The 19,346-nt window shown below is 55.1% G+C and carries 17 protein-coding genes; 3 read left to right on the top strand and 14 right to left on the bottom strand.

Features of this window, described 5'->3' with window-relative positions:
- Positions 1-115 precede the first annotated feature (115 nt).
- Positions 116-793, top strand: coding sequence for a response regulator (locus HZS80_RS15290; protein ID WP_035562395.1), 678 nt, complete (start codon positions 116-118; stop codon positions 791-793).
- Here HZS80_RS15290 and HZS80_RS15285 read toward each other — a convergent pair.
- The 11 genes from HZS80_RS15285 to HZS80_RS15235 form a co-directional block, all read right to left on the bottom strand.
- Complete coding sequence (locus tag HZS80_RS15285) at positions 790-2,181, bottom strand: hybrid sensor histidine kinase/response regulator (protein WP_035562392.1); 1,392 nt, start codon at positions 2,179-2,181, stop codon at positions 790-792. The genes HZS80_RS15290 and HZS80_RS15285 overlap by 4 nt on opposite strands.
- Positions 2,150-3,316, bottom strand: a complete 1,167-nt coding sequence (gene nosP, locus HZS80_RS15280; RefSeq protein ID WP_035562389.1) for a nitric oxide-sensing protein NosP — start codon at positions 3,314-3,316, stop codon at positions 2,150-2,152. The genes HZS80_RS15285 and nosP overlap by 32 nt, the downstream gene beginning before the upstream one ends.
- Positions 3,297-5,561, bottom strand: a complete 2,265-nt coding sequence (locus HZS80_RS15275; RefSeq protein WP_179916593.1) for a hybrid sensor histidine kinase/response regulator — start codon at positions 5,559-5,561, stop codon at positions 3,297-3,299. Before HZS80_RS15275 ends, nosP begins: the two co-directional genes overlap by 20 nt.
- Positions 5,551-6,126, bottom strand: a complete 576-nt coding sequence (locus tag HZS80_RS15270; RefSeq protein ID WP_179916592.1) for a putative pterin-binding protein — start codon at positions 6,124-6,126, stop codon at positions 5,551-5,553. Before HZS80_RS15270 ends, HZS80_RS15275 begins: the two co-directional genes overlap by 11 nt.
- Before the next feature lie 97 nt (positions 6,127-6,223).
- On the bottom strand, positions 6,224-7,042 hold the full coding sequence (locus HZS80_RS15265) for a DUF2189 domain-containing protein (RefSeq protein WP_179916591.1): 819 nt from the start codon (positions 7,040-7,042) through the stop codon (positions 6,224-6,226).
- A gap of 346 nt (positions 7,043-7,388) precedes the next feature.
- Entirely contained in the window at positions 7,389-7,817 is a 429-nt protein-coding gene (locus HZS80_RS15260) for a universal stress protein (protein ID WP_035562380.1), read from the bottom strand.
- Between the two features lie 11 nt (positions 7,818-7,828).
- Complete coding sequence (locus HZS80_RS15255) at positions 7,829-10,423, bottom strand: TRAP transporter permease (RefSeq protein ID WP_179916590.1); 2,595 nt, start codon at positions 10,421-10,423, stop codon at positions 7,829-7,831.
- Between the two features lie 157 nt (positions 10,424-10,580).
- The gene (locus HZS80_RS15250) at positions 10,581-11,561 is read right to left on the bottom strand and encodes a TAXI family TRAP transporter solute-binding subunit (protein ID WP_035562376.1); all 981 of its coding nucleotides are present in this window, start codon (positions 11,559-11,561) and stop codon (positions 10,581-10,583) included.
- Between the two features lie 456 nt (positions 11,562-12,017).
- A complete protein-coding gene (locus HZS80_RS15245; protein WP_179916589.1) occupies positions 12,018-13,322 on the bottom strand; it encodes a TRAP transporter large permease in 1,305 nt (434 codons plus the stop codon).
- Entirely contained in the window at positions 13,312-13,791 is a 480-nt protein-coding gene (locus tag HZS80_RS15240) for a TRAP transporter small permease (protein ID WP_035562373.1), read from the bottom strand. The genes HZS80_RS15245 and HZS80_RS15240 overlap by 11 nt, the downstream gene beginning before the upstream one ends.
- A 61-nt stretch (positions 13,792-13,852) precedes the next feature.
- Positions 13,853-14,863 (bottom strand): DctP family TRAP transporter solute-binding subunit, encoded by a 1,011-nt coding sequence (locus tag HZS80_RS15235; RefSeq protein ID WP_035562371.1) that lies wholly within the window; start codon positions 14,861-14,863, stop codon positions 13,853-13,855.
- Between the two features lie 306 nt (positions 14,864-15,169).
- On the opposite strand from HZS80_RS15235, the gene HZS80_RS15230 reads away from it, so the two are divergent.
- Together HZS80_RS15230 and HZS80_RS15225 are read left to right on the top strand one after the other, a co-directional pair.
- On the top strand, positions 15,170-16,033 hold the full coding sequence (locus tag HZS80_RS15230; protein WP_179916588.1) for a DMT family transporter: 864 nt from the start codon (positions 15,170-15,172) through the stop codon (positions 16,031-16,033).
- A 108-nt stretch (positions 16,034-16,141) separates the two neighbouring features.
- Positions 16,142-16,876, top strand: coding sequence for a ParA family protein (locus tag HZS80_RS15225; RefSeq protein ID WP_179916587.1), 735 nt, complete (start codon positions 16,142-16,144; stop codon positions 16,874-16,876).
- A gap of 109 nt (positions 16,877-16,985) precedes the next feature.
- Here the strand turns inward: HZS80_RS15225 and HZS80_RS15220 are convergent, their stop codons facing one another.
- From HZS80_RS15220 to modB, 3 genes are read right to left on the bottom strand one after another with little or no spacing between them, the layout of a single operon-like run.
- Positions 16,986-17,519 (bottom strand): DUF192 domain-containing protein, encoded by a 534-nt coding sequence (locus HZS80_RS15220; protein ID WP_035562362.1) that lies wholly within the window; start codon positions 17,517-17,519, stop codon positions 16,986-16,988.
- A gap of 2 nt (positions 17,520-17,521) precedes the next feature.
- Complete coding sequence (locus HZS80_RS15215; protein ID WP_281662338.1) at positions 17,522-18,682, bottom strand: ABC transporter ATP-binding protein; 1,161 nt, start codon at positions 18,680-18,682, stop codon at positions 17,522-17,524.
- A complete protein-coding gene (gene modB / locus HZS80_RS15210) occupies positions 18,675-19,343 on the bottom strand; it encodes a molybdate ABC transporter permease subunit (RefSeq protein WP_179916586.1) in 669 nt (222 codons plus the stop codon). Before modB ends, HZS80_RS15215 begins: the two co-directional genes overlap by 8 nt.
- Positions 19,344-19,346: the final 3 nt, after the last annotated feature.

Below are 19,346 nucleotides of genomic sequence, written 5' to 3'. Positions count from 1 at the left end.
GTATTATGATTGTTAAAGGTGCTTTTTTAAGATGCTTAGACAGTGTTGTTCACTAAAGCAAATGGCGATATAGCCCGATGGCAGGATTAGCCCTCATCCCTTGGTAGGAGACGCCATGTATTCCCTGTTAGTGGCCGATGACCACCCGCTGTTCCGTGATGCGCTGCAAACCGTGATTAGCGGGGGCTTGGCAGGCAGCCAACTGGTGGAAGCAGAGAGTCTCGCTGATGCGATGACGTTGGTGGAACAGCATGCGGAGTTAGATTTGCTGCTACTGGATTTAAGCCTGCCGGATGCCGAGGGGCTAGAGGGGCTAACCCGACTGCGCGAGGTGTTTCCATGGCTGCCAGTAGCGATTGTGTCTGCGCATCAAGAGCGCCAACTGGTGCTGGATGCCATTACCCTGGGCGCGGTGGGCTATATCCCCAAATCTACGCCCCGGGAAGCAATGCTAGCAGCCTTAACACAGATTCTTGAAGGTCAGCTCTACCTGCCGCCCGACATCATGCGTCGGCCTGCGCCGCGCACGTCTTTGCCCCCCACCACCGTCACCGCCACAACGCCCAGCGAGCGCTTGGCGCGCCTGACCGAAAAGCAGTTGATGGTCTTGGGCTGTATGGCCAAAGGGATGTCCAATAAACATATTGCGCGAGAATTGTTGATTGCCGAAACCACTGTTAAAACCCATGTCTCGGCAATCTTGCGTAAATTAAATGCAACCAGTCGGGTGCATGCGATCGTCATTGCCGGGGAGGAGGATTTAAGTTTTTACCGCGCCAACCGGGCTCACTAATATTTATGCAACAGCGAGCCAAGCAGCATGCGCAGCCGCAGCGGCTTGAGCGGTTTTAGTAAGCAGTGCATGCCCGCTTCACGGGTGGCTCGCTTAATCTCTGCCTCGTGATTCGCCGTTATAACCACGGCGGCCAATCCAGGATAGCGCCGCTGCAAGCGCGCGGCCAGATCGATACCGGTTTCACGATGTTCCCCCAAGTGGTAATCAACCAGCAGCACCGCAGGGCGCTCACCATCGCTGGCGGCCTCAAGGGCACTCACCGTGGCTGCCGCGCGTACCCGACAGCCCCAACTGCTTAGCAGTGCCTGCATGCCCTCAATAATGGCCAAGTCATCATCGATCACCCAGACGATACAACCCTGCAACGGATCATCTATCTCACCTGAAGGCGAGGCATAGCGCATGGGCAGAGCCGATGTCGCGACCGCCGCGTAAGGCACGGTGATAGAGAAAAGAGCCCCCACGCCGGGGCGAGAAGCGAGGGATACCGGCTGCTCCAGCATGCTGCTGATCCGGTCAACGATGGCTAGCCCCAGCCCTAAGCCACGGCTATTAGCACTATGGGGCTGGTTAACCCGCCGGAACTCCAGAAAGATCGCTTCGCGCTGCTGCTCTGGAATGCCGGGGCCGGTATCGCCCACCATAATTTCCAACCCATGAGGGCGTCGTCGGCAGCCCAGCAGCACGCGGCCATGTTCGGTATAGCGCACCGCATTACTAAGAAAGTTGCGTATGACCCGTGCCAGCAGCGCCAAGTCTGATTCAATCATCATACTGGAGGGCACGTAATGCAACGCCAAGCCACGCACGCCAGCCACTTGCCGGTACTCCTCCGCCAAGGTATCGAGCAGCGTGCTCACCGCAAACGGCGCTTTATCGGCACGCAGTACCCCCGCATCCAGGCGTGAGATATCCACCAGCGTTCCTATCAGCCCTTCCACATCTTTTAGCGAGCGGCCAATATGGCCCACCAGCATTTGCGAGGTTTCAGGTAAAGAGTGAGTTTCTAACGCACTGGCAAACAGCCGGGCGGCGTTGAGAGGCTGTAGCAGGTCGTGGCTGACCGCCGCGAGGAATTTTGTTTTGGAAAGGTTGGCCGCTTCAGCCTCGGCTTTGGCCGCCAATAATCGCGTATTGACCTGGCCCAGTTCGTCCAGGGTGCGGTGTAAGGCATCGGTGCGTTCTCGCACCTGCTCAGCAAGCAGCACTGAACGTTCAAATGCGGCGTAAGGGGCGCCCTCGGCACTGCCATCCCCTTCCACCCTTTCCATTAGCGCTTGGCAAACTTTACGCAGACGACGGTTCTCTTCGCCCAGTTCTGCGACATTAAGCTCGTCATTGCTACTGGTATCGTCAGTGGTTGTCGTCAGCTGAAAGAGATCCAAACGCCACCCCCGTAAACGTTTGATTCACATGCATGCCGTGGTGTTGCTCGCCGTAAGTATTGAATCCCACCACTCGCGATTGGCGTAGCAGTTGCGACGCCTGCTCTAAATGATCGAGCGCTTCCAGTTCCATGCGGCGTAAAAAACAGTCACAGGCAATGATCACACTAGGCGCCCCAAGCCTAGCGCTCACCCCGGCAAGCATCACTTGAAGATCATCGAGTAGCGGTGCTGGTTGCATGGCCGTGAGCACGATGCCATTTTCAACCGCACAGTAAAAACTCAGGCTATTGTCGCTATTAACACTCTGGATGGAGCGCACATAGTGCTGCCCCCCGATACGCACCGCTAAAGGGTGGCGAGCAAATATCGCTGCGTTGAGTTGAGTAGGCGCAAGCCCAACCAAATCCGCGTATACCCGTGCGGCGGGTAAACCATTCAGCTCAATCACCCGTCGTTGCTCTCGGTTTGCCTCCGTCACGACCAGTTTGTGAGCTAGCGGCGTTAAATGGTGGGTCGAAAACACTTCAAAGGGCAAGCGGGTATTGATCATGATAACGACCGCGGCTTGGGTATAGAAGCGCCCGGCGCTGTACACGTGGGTGTGGCTAAGGTGGTTATCGTCGCCTGCTGAGCCGCCAAAGCTGGGTATTCGACCTAGCGCTGCATCTAAGGTGGCAAGCACCTGCTCTTCACGGCTCGATAGGCCATCCAATAACGTCAGAGCGAAGCTGTGTTCGTTGATGGGTGCAATGGCCTGTCGCCGGCAACGCTCAAGTAACGTATCAACTAGCGGTTGCGCATTGGTTAACTCAAAATGATCCAGGTCATCGATCAGCGCTGTTTCGATGGCAAACCAACGACGATCAAAGCCCATTGCTACAATCGAGCCACGGTCATAGCCAAGCGGGGTAATTTCCCCTGCGGTGGTGCAGCCACTTAGTGGCATGGAGGGAAAGCTTCGCTCTAATGCAGCCGCCAGCCCCGCTAAATCATACTCCGCACTGCAGAAGAACAGCACGAAGCTCAAATGCTCGTGACATAGGGCGCAAGCTAGCTCGGCTGCAGCGTAGGAAGCGTCGGGATGCTGGCTAGCCGCAGTAATGATGCCCTTTTCAACGGGATAAGTGGTCACGACACCATCTCTCCAGTGCGGCATGGGTATGCGCAGCGGCAAGCTTTAACGTGCTGAACACATCATTGAGTTGGCTTGTAGTGGCTTGCTCTGTCTTGGCCAATATCTCCAACTGCTTCGCCAATTCGGCAAGCTGGTCGGCGCCCATGCTCACTGACTCGCCGCGCAGCTGGTGCGCCAAACGCATAACTTGATGGTGCTGTTCTGGAGTCAGTGGTGTTGCCACCAGGCAAGCAGCCAGTTGCTCGGTGTAATTGCTGACTTGCTGATGGTAAAGCATCGCCAGTTGGATCAGGCTCGATTCTCCCAGTGACGCTTTCAGCATGGCGAGAGTGTCGGCATTCAGTAACGGCGGCTCCCCGGTTGGCGTTTGTGTTCCCGCTAATGCTTGTATAGGAGCAGTGTCGGGAGTGGCAAAAAGCTGTAACGCCAGCACGTTACTTAACGCCGAAAGTGACAGCGGCTTGGTAATGTAATCGTTCATGCCCGCAGCTAGGCAGCGTTGGCGATCATCTTCAGCGCCGCCTGCCGTCATGGCGACGATAGGAACACTCGCCAGCCAGCCACCCTGTTCGCGTAAGCGCTGAGTGACTAACAAGCCATCCATATCGGGCAACTGGATATCCATAAAGATGAGTTGTACCTGCTGTGACTGGGCCATTGCCAAGGCGTCACGACCGTTCTCGGCCCAGATCACACCGCAGCCTAGGCGCGATAACAAGCCAATGGCGACTTTGCGGTTGACCGCATTGTCCTCCACCAGCAGCAGCGTTGTGCCGGAAAAATCGTGTTTAGGCATTACGGGCAGTGACGCTGAAACAGGGTCAGCTTCAACCAAGGGCAACTGGCACCAGAAGGTACTTCCCTGGCCTAATTGGCTCTTGACCCCTAACCGCCCTTGCATGGCTTCGCTTAACCGCTTGCAGATCGCAAGCCCCAGCCCCGTTCCACCAAAGCGGCGGGCCACTGACTCATCCGCCTGCTGAAAAGGCTCAAAAAGCCGCTTTTGCTGCTGCTCACTCAAGCCACAACCGGTGTCGATCACCTCAAATAATAGCTGCTCTACCGTAGAGGAGACCTTGACGCTTACCTCGCCATGGTCAGTGAACTTGATCGCATTGGCGATCAGGTTTAGCAGTATCTGCCGCAGGCGGGCAGCATCGACCAACACCCACGCAGGCACCAGTGGGTCGACGTTAATCGTAAGCGTCAATCCTTTAACTTTTGCCCTGGGTGCAAGCAGCACCACCACACTATCGATAAGTGGTTTTAGCGCAGTAGGCGATGTTTCCAGGGTTAAGTGACCGGCTTCGATTTTAGAAAAATCGAGGATCTCATTAATCATTGCCAGCAGTTGATTGGCACTATCGTGAATCGTGTTAGCGTAATCCTCTACCTGAGCGGGACTCGCCGATTCGCGTAATAACTCACTCATACCAATCACGCCGTTCAGCGGGGTACGAATTTCGTGACTGACCATTGCAAGGAAGTCTGACTTAGCTTGATTCGCCGTCTGCGCCTGTTTGGCAGTAACTTCCAATTGCTGGCCTAATTGCTCCTGCTCGCGCCTGACCGCCGCACTTTCGCGCATTTCGCGCACCAGGAAAGCAATCACCAGAAAAGCCGCTAAGCTCATTCCGACGATTAGTGACATGAGGAGCTTGTAGAGCAGGCTGAGCTGGGCGCGCTCTTCGGTCGCCGACTCGGCCAAATAGCCATTAATCGCAATAACCAGGCGCTCTGTTAACTGCGTTAGCGCCTGCAATTCCTCTTCCAGCACCGTCACCGGTAATTGACCAATTCCCCCATCGGTTACAGGCCCACCATAGGGATAAAACATCCTATCCAGCACATCCAGCTGTTGCTGGATTTGGCCCAATAATTCCCGAGCCGTACCGATCTGTTGCAATAACGTGCTGACCTCACCCTCATTGAGCAATGTAATACGACTATATAACAGCTCAAAGCGTAGGTTTAGCTCATCATGCGTCTCGGACGTAAGCGGCTCACGCGTCACTGCCAATAAATGGTTCAAGAGCTGTACCGCATCGCGATCCAGCTTATAAATCACCCAGGCGGTATCTTCACGCAGGCTTTGAGTGAGATTTTCCTGCCGCCAGGCAGCCAGGATAGCGACGACCAACGCCGCGGCAAATAGCGATACCGCAACGATGGCAACGAGCTTAAAACGGCGAGGATAACGCAGCAAGCTGGAAGCCTGAGCGGTTGAAGCGCTAGCGAACATCAATATGCATAACCTGCCATACCGCCCTGAAGCGTATTTTTTCGCTTAACAGCGCTTCATCCTGATCAAAGGGATAAAGCACCCATAACGGACCGTACTCACGAATGGGGATTGCTTTTTCATCCTTTTCAAGGGCTAAGATAACGTCATACTCTTCAAAATCACTCACCGGTATTTCCGCTTCGTAGCCATTCAGGGCGGCGACGTGTACCGTATCGCTTTCCGCGTTTAAACGCGCCAGTAGGTCGCGCATTAAAGGCCCACGATAGTGGTTACTACCTTCTGTCCAGGGTGTGGTGGTATCGAACTCGTGCTGTGGTAACGCCTCTAACATGGCGCGGTCAAACTGCGCTTCACTACCAATGTTCGTAAGGCCAACATTACCGCTAACGGTCAAAATAACCGGCCCGCTGGGTTCCTCTAAGTTATCGGCTGTTTCAGCGAGTCCCGCTAGGGGAATGCTGAATATCAGCACAACCCACCCCATTAATAACGCTTTCACAGTAAACACCTCACGCCAAAAGACCCGTTGGTTTAAACGCCCAGAAATAAAAGGAGACAGCATAAAGATTACGCTATCTCCTTAAATAGGTCAGTCTCAATACTGTTTTTTTGGTAATGTTTTTTCGTAATGGAAGCGTTATTCGCTATTCACAGTCGAGTTACGAGCTAATTTTCTCAAGGGAGTTGAAGCGCACTAACTCTTCGTAGGCATGCCAACTGGCGTGACCTAATACCGGCAAGATGAGCGCCAAGCCAATATAGAATGTCATCACACCCACCAACACACACAGCGTTAAAATCACCGCCCACAACAGCATCACGCGAAAGTTCCGGGCAACACAGCGTACGCTGGCTTCAATCCCTTCCATAAAGGTTAAGTCTTGATCCATCAATGTGGGTATCGCCACGACGCTAATAGCAAACGCGCCGAATGCTAAAATACCACCAGCGACCGTACCGACAGCGAGCATGCCCAACCCTTCAGACGTCGTCAGTAGCGCAGTATACAGTGTAGCGGGGCTAGGAACTTCAAACCCAAAAAACAGGGCAAACAACAGGGTTGCTAAACGAATCCAGGCCAGAAAGAAGATCATCATCATGACCCCCATCATCGCCAACTGACCGGCATGGGGTCGCCAGCTTCCGAATGCATCTCCCAGGTTTGGTACTTGCCCACGCTCTAACGCACGGCTAATGCCATACGAACCAACCGCGACCAAGGGCCCGATAAACATAAAGCCGGCAATCATGGGCAGCAGCCAATACCAATACCCCAGCGTAAATGCGCCAAGGGTGATAGCGATACTCAAGCCCACCCAAAACATGCCATACGAAAGACTGACCACCGTTGCGCGGCGAAAATCTTCTACACCCGCGGCCAACCACGCTCTAGGCCGATCCAGTCCGACCTTATTAATAGTAATTTTAACGCTGGGCTGATCTGAATGGTGGTTTGTTTTTGTTGTAGCCGCATTCATGGCATCACTCCTGTTGTACCTGATACTAGGTCCTGAATTCAGGATTTACCTCAAAACATCACCGCTTGTTAGCGCTGGTGGTATTAATGCCAACTTAATGGCTTAACACTATTTTTCAGTGCTTTCTCTCAGTGCTTTCTTAATGCTCTCTTAATGTAGCTGACCTGAAGACCTGAGGCGTTGACTGAAAGGTTATGCGTACAAAAAATCCATGAGAAGGCTTTAAAGCGCCAATTTAATTGCTGCGTTAGCAAAAGCGTATGTAGCCAAATTGAGGTACCAATCATAAAAAACTCCGGGCTATCTGCCCGGAGTTTTTGGTTTTTCGACGTAACGCTTTGAATGTCTAGCGCACAATCATTACCGACATTTTGGCATGGTGCACAACGTGCTCTGCATTAGGGCCAAGCACATAATCGACAAACTTACGCTTATTGTGAGAGGCCATGACGATCAGATCCACATCCAGTTTCTTAGCGGCTTTGATAATGGCCTCCCAAGGCGAACCATCCACAATGACACTCTGCACCTGAATGTCATCGGGCACATTCGTCTTGATAAACGCGTGAAGCGCATCGGTGATCGCGACATGCGCTTTTTTGGCGAAGTCCTTGGGGAAATAAGACCCCACCATGGGCATGCGATAGTCCGGCAGTACCGTGACCACATGAAGCGAGGCCCCGAAAGTTCGGCATAGCGTCAGGGCGGTAGGCAACGCCTTCGACCAGGAAGACTCCTCGTTCAAATCCACCGGCAACATGATCTTACTGTACATGGCACTCTCCTTCATGCGGTGGCTGTCGCTTGCGTGTTATCACGACGCCGACGCTGCATCAATACAATCAACCCAAAGAGCAAGAAGGCAGGAATCCACATTAGCTCTTTCGTCCAGCGATCAACGGGGGCCAGAATCTCGACAATTTCTTGATCGAAGTCGAAACCGAGTTCAGCCGCTTGGCTGCCGTAGGTCACCATATCAACGGTCGCCGTGCCATCCTCGATAAAGAGCTCCATACCCAAGTTATCAAGCCGCTCTTGGCCTGTTTCACCTTCAGGTACCGGCAGGGTCATGTAAGTGGTCATGGGATCACCATAATCATCGAGACCGGCAATCTGCAAGCGCAGTGTGGAGTCTTCATCGACACCACCCAATGCTTCGACGAATTGCGCGGGCGGGATGGATTCGTAGGGATCATGAATCATGTCCATCCAGAAACCGGGGCGGAACAGCGTGAACGCAATCAGCAGCAGCACAATAGACTCATACCAACGGTTGCGCGTAATCATAAAGCCCTGGGTCGCCGCGGCGAAAATCAGCATCGCGATGGTCGACACCACAAAGATCAGCACCCCTTGAAGGAAGGTCACATCGATGAGCAGTAGGTCGGTATTAAAGATGAACAGAAACGGCAGCGCTGCGGTACGAAGGCTGTAATAGAACGCCTGGAAGCCGGTTCGAATAGGGTCACCACCGGATACTGCCGCCGCCGCAAAGGACGCCAGCCCCACCGGCGGGGTAACGTCGGCCATGATACCGAAGTAGAAAACGAACAGGTGTACTGCGATTAACGGCACCAGCAGGCCATTTTCGGCCCCCAGTTGCACGACGACCGGCGCCAACAACGCAGATACGACGATATAGTTGGCCGTTGTGGGTAAGCCCATGCCGAGAATTAAGCTGAGCACTGCGGTAAGCAGCAAGATCAGCATTAAGTTACCCATGGCCAGTGTTTCCACCACCTCGGCCAGCACCAGGCCCACCCCGGTCTGGGATACGGCACCGACGATGATACCGGCGGTGGCCGTGGCAATGCCGATGCCAATCATGTTGCGAGCACCAGTGACCAGGCCATCCCAAAGATCCATCGCGCCTTCACGCAGATCCGCCCGCATATCGCTGCGTCCGCGAAAGATTGACGTGATGGGGCGCTGGGTAAGAATGATAAAGATCATAAATACCGTGGCCCAAAAGGCGGAAAGCCCTGGCGACAACCGCTCCACCATCAGGCACCAAACCAACACAATAACCGGCAAAATGTACTGCAGGCCAACCAACACCGTTGGTTTGGTCTGGGGCAGTGAAAAGATCGGCTCGTTAGGATCATCGAGTTCAAGCTCTGGGTAACCGGCCGCCAGTTTGAGCAGAGCGATATAAATGACCGTAAGTCCAACAGCTACCACCCACGGGGTTGCATCGCCCAGTACCGGCTTGAGCCAACCAAGACCGTAATAAACCGCTAGGGCGGTGACCATCATGAGTAGCAAACCACCGAGAAATCCGATCACCTTATTGACCAGCGGCTTAGGTGGGTTACTGCTTTGCAGCCCCTTCATATTGGCCTTGAGGGCCTCAAGGTGAACGATGTAGACCAGCGCGATATAGGAGATCAGTGCGGGCAGGAAGGCATGCTTAATGACTTCAACATAAGAGATGCCCACATATTCGACCATCAAGAAAGCAGCAGCCCCCATCACCGGCGGCATAATCTGTCCATTGACCGATGACGCCACTTCGACAGCACCCGCCTTTTCCGCAGAAAACCCAACACGTTTCATCATCGGCACTGTAAAAGTACCGGTGGTGACCACGTTGGCAATCGAGGAGCCTGAAATTAGCCCGGTCATGGCCGACGCTACCACGGCGGCTTTCGCTGGCCCACCGCGATAGTGACCAAGCAGCGAAAACGCCACCTTGATAAAGTAATTGCCAGCGCCCGCCTTATCGAGCAGAGCACCGAACAACACAAACAGGAATACGAAGCTGGTTGAGACGCCCAGCGCGATACCGAAGACCCCCTGGGTCGTCAACCATTGGTGATTAATCAAGCCGAAGAGGCTCACCCCTCCATGGGAAAGAATCCCCGGCATCCAAGGGCCAGCCAGGCTATAGAGAAGAAAAACAGAGGCCACAATCATTAGCGGCGGGCCAAGCGCTCGACGTGTCGCTTCAAGCAGCAGCAGTATCCCAGCGATGCCAATGATGACGTCCTGCAGTATCGGGGCGCCGGGGCGCTGGGATAACTGCTCGTAAAACATAAACATGTAAGCGCCACAAAAGGCCGCCGCTGCTGCCAGCACCCAATCCTGAATCGGAACACGGTCGCGAGGCGAGCGCTTAAGTGCCGGATAGGCCATATACGCCAGGAACAGCGCAAAGGCTAAGTGAATAGAGCGGGCTTCTGTGGCGTTAAAGACACCAAAACCTAAAATGAAGGGCACTGGAGAGGCAATCCACAGCTGGAAAAGAGACCACACTGCCGCAATGGTTACCAATATCTTCCCGGGCATGCCGGCTGGCTTGCGGGCTCCCGTGTCGCTGGAGGCGACCATATCCTCCAAGTCTACTCCGGCTCCCGAAGGCCTGTTCTTATCGTCTGTCATCTGCCTGCCCCGCTCCGAGTCGATTGACGCATCATTGCCATATCGAAATGCCCTATCAACATTCTAAACGCCCTATTAACATTCTAAACCAAAATGCGCGGCACCCTGGGGTAACCGCGCATTTCTTACTAAGGTAGTATCACCTTAGGCTTCTGGATTACTCAATCCAGCCTTGTTCACGGTAGTAACGCGCTGCCCCATCGTGCAACGGCGCGGAAAGCCCTTCACTCACCATCTCTTCTGGATCAAGATTTTCGAAGGCCGGATGCAGCTGCTTGAAACGATCAAAATTATCAAAAACCGCTTTCACGGTCTGATAGATAACTTCTTCGTCAGCTTCAGCGGTGGTGACAAAGGTCGCTGCCACACCGAAAGTTTCGACATCTTCGTCATTGCCGCGATACAGACCACCCGGAATGACCGATGCGGAGTAGTACGGATATTCATCGATGATGCCCTGAATGTCTTCGTCATTCAGCGGAATCAAACGAGCATCAACCGTGGTGGTCGCTTCTTGGATGGAACCATTGGGGTGACCAACGACATACACCATGGCATCGACGTTATTATCGGAGAGCGCCGCTGCTTGCTCGGCCGCATCAAGCTGAGATGCCAAAGAGAAAGTATCTTCGGTCCAGCCCTTGGCGTCCATCACCACTTCCATGGTGTTGCGCTGGCCTGAGCCTGGGTTACCAATATTGACGCGCTTGCCTTCCAAATCATCGAGTGTCTCGATGCCTGAATCAGCACGTGCAAGCAGGGTCAATGGTTCACCGTGGACACGGAACACAGCCCGCAGGTCCTCATAGGCCTCACCTTCGAAATTCCCGGTACCATTGTAGGCTTGGTACTGGACATCCGATTGAGCGACACCCATGTCCAATTCGCCGGACTTGATGCCATTGATGTTGGCGACAGAACCACCGGTGGAAGGTGCGTTACACTTAATGTTGGTGTCTTCAAGACGATTCACCAAACGGCAGATCGACTGACCTACGACGTAGTAAACGCCGGTTTGGCCACCGGTGCCGATGGTGATGAATTGCTCGTCATCCTGTGCCATTGCCGGTGAGGCGAAGGCAGCGGCGGCAAGTAGCGCACCGGAGAAGGCTGTAGTGGAAAATACATGGCGTTTCATGAACACACCTCTTTGTATTGATGTTATGAGCGTATTTGATGTTACAAACATCGTGCGTTTTGGTCTCACCTAATGAACCGTTCCCTCAGGTGGGCTTGCTCCAAAACGTTTTCAAGACATTCTGTTTTTAAGACAAACTGTTACAGGCGTCCTGTTGGCTGCCTGCTAATACTACTTTAGCGAAAAACTAAGCCTTTAGCGAAAAATAAAACGCTCAGCAAGAAACATGCGCCCGCCCCAAGGTAGCAGCAGCTATTGCTGTTTCGGGCCTACTCTCCTCTGTTTCCAACCTACCCACGCCTCACGGGCATGCATTCCATGGCAATGAGTTTAGCCCTAGGTAACGTTTAGTAAGCGTTAACTCCTATACTGTTTTGACATAGGGAATCAGGAGTTTCGTTGTTTACTGGACGCAGGCGCTATCTTTTGCCTGGCAAGCTCACCGCGCAGCCTCCATCAAACGTTGTAACCCAACACGCTAGGTAGCCACAGCGCGATAGCCGGGAAGATTGCCACCAGTGCCAAAGCGCAGCCCATCGCAACGACAAATAGCAGCGCCCAGCCGAGAGTCTGCTCCAAACGAATTTTGGCCACTTCGGTGGTTACCATCAAATTCACGGCCACCGGCGGGGTAAACTGACCAATGGCTATGTTCATCGCCAATAGAATCCCAAACCACACCGGGTTCCATTCAAAGTGCTGCATGACGGGGATCAAAATCGGCATCATGATTAGATAAATCGAGATCGCATCCAATAGCATCCCTGCGACCAGCACTGCCAGCATCACCAGGATTAGCAGCAGCACGCCGTTATCGGTCAGGCTAATAATCCATTCAGCTAAGTGGCGGAAGGTGCCCAACATGGTGCCCGCCCAGGCAAAAATACCCGCCAGGGCGATAATCAGCATTACCACGCCCGAGATAATCGCCGCCTCCCCCAATAGCTCCCATAAATCGCGCAGCGACAGCTCGCGGGTTAAAAACAAACCGACAATAGCCCCATAAGCCACTGCCACCACGGCCGCTTCGGTGGGAGTAAACAGCCCTGACCGCAAACCGCCCAAAATCAGCACCGGGGCAAACAGCGCGGGTATCGCCTGTTTAAAGGTGGTACGTACACTTAGCCGTTCAGCGCTCTCTACCGGTGTGCCGCCCTCCCAACCGTAGCGCTTGGAAACGATCATGGCGGGTACCAGTAGCGCCAGCCCGGCCAAAATGCCGGGAAATAAGCCTGCCGCGAAAAGTGCGCGTAAATCGACGCCCGGCACCACAATGGAGTAAAGAATCAGCGCCACTGAAGGGGGAATGAGAATCGCCGTCGAGGCAGAGGCGGCAATCAGCGTGGCGGAAAACGGCTTGGGGTAGCCCGCTTTGGTCATACTGGGCAGCATGACCATCGCTACCGCCGCTGCATCGGCGGGGCCAGAGCCGCTCATACCGCCCATAATCATACATACCAGCACCGCCACTAACGCCAAGCCACCGTGGCGGGGGCCTATCAACGCCTGGGCAAAACGCACCAAGCGCAGCGCCACACCCGAGCGCTCGAAAATAAGCCCGGTTAAGATAAATAGCGGAATCGCAATCAAGGGGTACTTGGCGATGCTGTTATAGGTGTTGGTGCCCATCGTCGCGAGCATATCCGGTGACAAACCCAGCACGATGCCAACGGCTCCGGAGAGCGCCAGCGAGAACGCTACTGGCACTCCCGCTATCAGCAAGCCTGCAAAGGCCAGAATCATCCACACATCAGGGCTCATCGGTGAGCCTCCCCGTTAAACGGTCAGCGGTTTGCTGAAACAGGCGCCATAACATGGCCGCAGAAAGCACGGGTAACCAGACTAAATACCACCACTGAGGCAGGCCAAGTCCTGGTGATAGCGACTCCCATTGATACTCTTGCCAGGCTAACTTACCGCCGTACCAAGTGATCAAGCCCAGCACGGTGACGCCACACAGCGCTTGAAAAAGGATCAGTACGCGGCGGTACTTGGGCGGTAGCGCCCGTTCCAGAAAGCCAATACGAATATGGCGGTTACGCCGTAGCGCCACCGAGGCACCCGCAAAGGTCAGCACCACCAGCAGAAATACGGAAAACTCTTCAGTGAACGAAAATGAGCCGCCGGTTAAATAGCGGGTAATAACATTGCCCAAACTAATCAACGAAATAATGATTAATGCCAGCGCGCCCAGCCAGCGCTCAGGGCGCGCATCAGGAAAGCCTTTCATGGCAGCCTCACAGCAAAAAACTCCCAGCCATAAAGGCCGGGAGTTTGAACATCAAAGGTAATTAGCGCGCGTCGATAGCGGCTTGTGCGGCCTCTACCACCTCTTCACCAATTCGCGGCGCCCATTTTTCGTAAACAGACTGGGTGGCATCGACAAAGGCTTGGTACTGCTCATCAGTTAATTCAGTCACGGTCACACCGCGCTCTTGAATAGCCGCAAGACGCTCGCCCTCCTCTTCACGGGTCATGGCAATTTCCCACTCACCGGCCTCTACAGCGGTTTCGCGCAGCAGGGTTTGCTGCTCTTCGCTCAATGTTTGCCATACCTGCTGATTGACGGCAAAAATCAGCGGGTCATTCATGTAGTTCCAGAGCGTTAGATGCTCCTGGCCAACTTGATCGATGCGCGCGACGTCAAACACAGAGAGCGGATTTTCCTGGCCATCCACTGCGCCGGTGGTCAGCGCGGGCTGAGCGTCCGTCCAGCTCATTTGAGTGGGGTCAGCGTCCAGTGCTGAGAAGGTATCCTGGAACAGCGGCGAACCCACAACGCGGATTTTAAGACCGTCCAAGTCATCCGGCTGGCTAATCGGCCCACGAGAATTGGAAACCTGGCGGAAACCGTTTTCACCCCAGGCTAACGGGATAACGCCCCGAGACTCAATTGCTTCAAAGACCAACTCTCCTGCTTTACCACCGGTGACCGCATCAACGGCGGCTTCATCGGGAATGAAGAACGGTAAAGAGAACAGATTGAGCTCCGGTACCTGGGGCGACCAGTTGATGGTCGAACCCACAGCGGCGTCGATCAATCCAGAGCGCATTGCAGAAAACTCGCGGGTTTGATCGCCGGAAACCAGTTGTGAATTGGGGTAAACGCGCAGCGTTAACTCGCCATCGCTGCGCTCTTCCACTAGTTCTGCCCACTTCTCCGCTGCCTGCCCCCACGGGAAAGCATCAGACAAAACGGTGGAAACCGAGAGTTCGCGAGCTTGTGCAGAAAGGGAGGCAGAGAGCAGTGCCGCACCGGCCAAACCAGCGGTTAAACGAGCCATTGAGCGTGTCAGCGTCATGGTAGATCCTTTTTATCTATTTTTATGGTGTGCGCTTTGTGATCTGCGCAGATAGCAGTCATGAAGCTTTTCGATAAAGCCCCACTTATTGTATGCACTTAGCGCACGAAAGAAAGACGCCTAAGGTCGGCATGACTAACTCTCTTCTGGATCCCTTTGAGTCTTGGTCATAAATTTCTAGGTCATGCCGTTGAAGAGAGACCATCATCGAATAGCCCCTCCTGCAGCGACTCAGAGCACTGTTATTTTTGCCTTCACCCAAGCTGATACAATAGCCGTCTTTTTCATTTAACCATGGACCTCAACGTGCCACTACGCGATCTGCTGCTCGGCCTCTTTGTTATCGCCATTTGGGCGCTGAATATCATTGTTATCAAGGTCGGTGTAGCAGAGCTACCGCCGCTATTAATGACGACCCTACGTTTTATGCTGGTCGCAATTCTGCTGGTGCCCTTCTACCCGGTGGCGCGGGCGCAACTTCCTTTTTTGCTGCTGTTATCCATCACCTTCGGCAGCCTTCACTTCGCTCTGCTGTTTATTGGTTTAGAGCATGCAGAAGCGGGTACCGGCGCGCTTTTAGTGCAGATGGGAACGCCCTTTGCCACATTGTTAGCGGTGATCTTTCTAAAAGAGAAGCTGGGCCCCAAACGTATTGTCGGGTTGCTGCTCTCGTTTGCCGGGGTAATCGTATTGGCCGGTGGGCCAACGCTGCCCTCGCCTCTGCCGCTAAGTATTTTACTGATGAGTGCGCTAGGCTGGGCGGTGTCGCAGCTGTTGATCAAGCGTGGCCCGCCTATTGCACCAATGGCGTTGGCAGGCTGGGTGGCACTGTTCGCAGTGCCTCAGGTAGCGCTGGGGTCATGGCTATTTGAGAGTGGTCAGTGGCAGGCGATGCAGCAAGCAACTTGGTTAGGCTGGGGGGCGATGATTTACACCGCCGTAATGTCGTCGATCGTCGCTTACGGGATTTGGTACGCGCTTTTGCGCCGTCACCCGGTTAATCGCGTGGTCCCCATGACGCTACTTGTACCGGTACTAGCAGTCGGCCTAGGCGCACTGTTAATGGGCGACAGCCTAGGCGTGCATAAACTGGTAGGCGGTGGCTTAGTGATCGCGGGTATTGCCCTGATTGTGATCAGATTTCGCCGTCGTTATCGATTAAAGCAATAGCGTGGGGAACCAGCGTAACGACATTAGTAGCAGTGCCGTCATCGAAACGTCACATATCCACTCAGGCCAATCGGTTAGACTGAACAGTCACCAAGCCGGGAGTTCCCTATGCAGATGCTGGCGCTTTACAGTATCAAGGGTGGCGTGGGCAAGACCGCCTCCGCCGTCAATCTCGCCGCCGAAGCGGCACGCGACGGCAGGCGGGTATTGCTCTGGGATCTCGATCCGCAGGCCGCTACCACCTTCTACCTGCGTAGCAAACCCAAAGTGCGCGGTGGCGTCGACAAACTGGTCAAAGGCAAGGCGGACCTCGATCGAGCGATCCGCGAGACCGACATCGAGGGGCTCGACCTGCTGCCTGCGGCGCTGGGATCGCGCGACCTGGAAACGTCAATGGAAACCCGCAAGCCCAGTCGGCTGCGCAAGATCCTCAAGCCGGTGATGGCCAGTTACGACATAGTGATCCTCGACTGCCCGCCAAGCCTGTCCGCGTTCGCCGGGCAGATCTTCTCCAGCGTCGATGCCCTGCTGGTGCCGGTGGTACCGACTACCCTGTCGTTGCGCACCCTTGAGCAATTAGACGGTCATCTCGACGCGGTCGAACAGGCCTGCCCAATCTGGCCGTTCGTAACCCTTGCCGACCGCCGCAAGACCCTACACCGCGAGGTGATGGAGAGTCTCAGCGAACGCTGGCCGAGGCGCCTGTCAACGACCGTGCCCAACGCCAGTGCGGTCGAGCGCATGGGTGTCGAACGCGCGCCGGTTGGGCATTTCGCCCGCAGCAGTCCGGGCGGTCGCGCCTACGCCGCTCTATGGCGAGAGATCGCGCAGCGTCTGCAATGACAATGACCGTCTGCAATGACCGTCTGCATCTAACCGGCTCAAGACCGGGGCGGCGGCTTGATGGTCGCAGACATAAACCTAGTAGTGATCAGATTCCGCCTACGCCTGCTTAATTCCCAGGCTGGCAGAAGCCGGCTTCGTCTGGAATGGAAATGCAGTCGCCCACTTTGATACCACGCTCGGCAAAATAGCCACCGTTGACCTCTAGCGCCGAATGATACGCCGCACCCGCTGGGTAAGAGGGGCAGTTACTTGGTGACGAGGATTCACAGGGCGGCATGGTATTGATCGCCACGATACGGCCATCGCTATCGATAAAGGCAATATCGAGGGGAATCAGCGTGCGATACATCCAAAAAGCATTGCTAGCCGACTGCTCGTCCTCGAAGCGAAACAGCATCCCCTGCGCTTCGGGCAGGCTCTCGCGCTCCATCAAGCCACGCTGGCGCTGTGAAGCCGTTTCTGCCACATCGACCTCTAGCCGATGTGGGCCTCCTTCGCTGTGAATAGCCAGCGCCAACGTCTGCATTTCTTTCGCCGTCGCCTGCCCCCAGGCAAACGAGCTGAGTAGCGACATCGGCAGCAGCGCTGCCAGCGGTAACAGTAGCGATGCTTTAAGCAGCGTGCGACGCGTGAGATCCATGCTTACTTCCTTTTATCATGCGCATCTGCGCGAACTCGGTGGCCTGGCATCAGGTGAATGCCTGCCGCCAGCAACGAAACGTTCACCACTGCACCGCGGGTTAACTGGTTACGTCGTGCGGCATGGGTGGCGATATCGAAACGTAACATATCACCATGATTGACGCGCAGTGAAACTGATGTAATGCCGCCCAACACCACTACCTCACTGACCGTGGCAGCCAGCGGGTTTTCCCGCTCGCCTTGCGAAGGTCGGTCGCGGCGGTGAAGCACAATATCCGACGGTGGCAGATACCAGGCCACCGTTTCTCCCAGTGGCAGATTGGCAAGTCCTTCGGCGACTTCCAGGTAAGTTTCCCCCCACTGCAGGCGGCGCTGCCCTGCTACCTCTACGACGGTGCCTTCAAACAGATTATGGCGGTCCAGCAAGCGTGCCACTAACGGCGAAGCTGGGCGACTGAACAGTGCCTCGGGCGAATCCTGCTGAAGACTTACGCCGTTATGCAACACGCAGATTTGATCGGCCAGTGCAGTGGCTTCCTCCAGGTCATGCGTCACCAACACGATGGGAATCTCGATTTGCTGGCGAAGCAGTGCCAGTTCGCGCTGCAAACGCCGACGGGTCACTTGATCCACCGCTGAAAACGGCTCATCGAGTAACAGCACCTTCGGGTCACGGGCCAAGGCACGGGCCAGCGCCACCCGTTGGCGTTGCCCCCCCGAAAGCGCATTAGGATAACGCTTGCCCAGCCCGTCTAGACGCACCTTGGCGAGCCACTGCTCCGCCTGTGCTAGCCGCTGGGATTGGGGTAGATGGCCCAGCGGTAGTTGAATATTTTCTAACGCGGTTAAATGGGGAAACAGCGCATAGTCCTGAAACACCATACCGACTTGCCGACGCTGGGGCGGAAGTGAATGCTTACGCTTAGCATCAAACCAAACGTCACCAGCGCATTCCACATGCCCATTTTGAGGGCGATAGAGCCCGGCAATAGTCCGCAGCAGCGTGGTTTTTCCGCTACCCGATGGCCCTACCAGCGCCAGCAGTTCACCGGGTTGGCAAACAAACTCGGCGGCCAGTGGAATTGGCCCCGCTTGCTTCACCGCTACGCATAGCCCTGCACCTAGCTCTGCGACGGCCCCTGTAATGCGCGAATCAGCCACGTGCCCACCGCCTGCGCCCGGCCAGCCCATAGACGAGCCCCAAGGTAATAAACGACACCAGCAGCAGCAGCACCGACATCTGCGCCGCGCCCTGTTCATCGAAGGCTTGGACGCGATCATAGATAGCAATGGCAAGGGTGCGTGTTTCGCCATCGATAGCGCCACCCACCATCAAGATCACACCAAATTCGCCCAGCGTATGGGCAAACGTGAGCGCTGCCGCCGACATGATCCCTGGCCACACCAAGGGCAGTTCGATGCGCAGCAGCGTTTGCCAGGGGCTCAACCCGCTGCACCAGGCCGCTTCCCGCAGGTTGTGGGGCACGTGCTCAAAGGCGCGCTGAATGGGCTGCACGGCAAACGGAAGATTGGCGATCAGAGAGGCCAGCAATATACCCGTGAACGTGAAATTCAGCCCGCTGCCGGTTAAGTTTGCCCAAAGCGAGCCCACTGGCGCGTCGCGGCCAAAGCTCAACAGCAGATAAAAGCCCAGTACGGTAGGCGGCAATACCAGCGGTAGTGCGATCAGCGCTTCGCATAGTCCTTTGCCCCGGAAACGTGCGTAGGCCAGGGCGCGGCCTAGCCAAATAGCGATGGGTATGAGGATAAGACAGGTGGACGCCGCGAGACGTAACGAAACCGACAGCGCCGACCAATCCATTAT

Source organism: Vreelandella glaciei, from assembly GCF_013415125.1.
Lineage (GTDB): Bacteria > Pseudomonadota > Gammaproteobacteria > Pseudomonadales > Halomonadaceae > Vreelandella > Vreelandella glaciei.
Note: the sequence above shows the minus strand (reverse complement) of the source record. Positions and strands in the feature narration are given on the sequence as shown.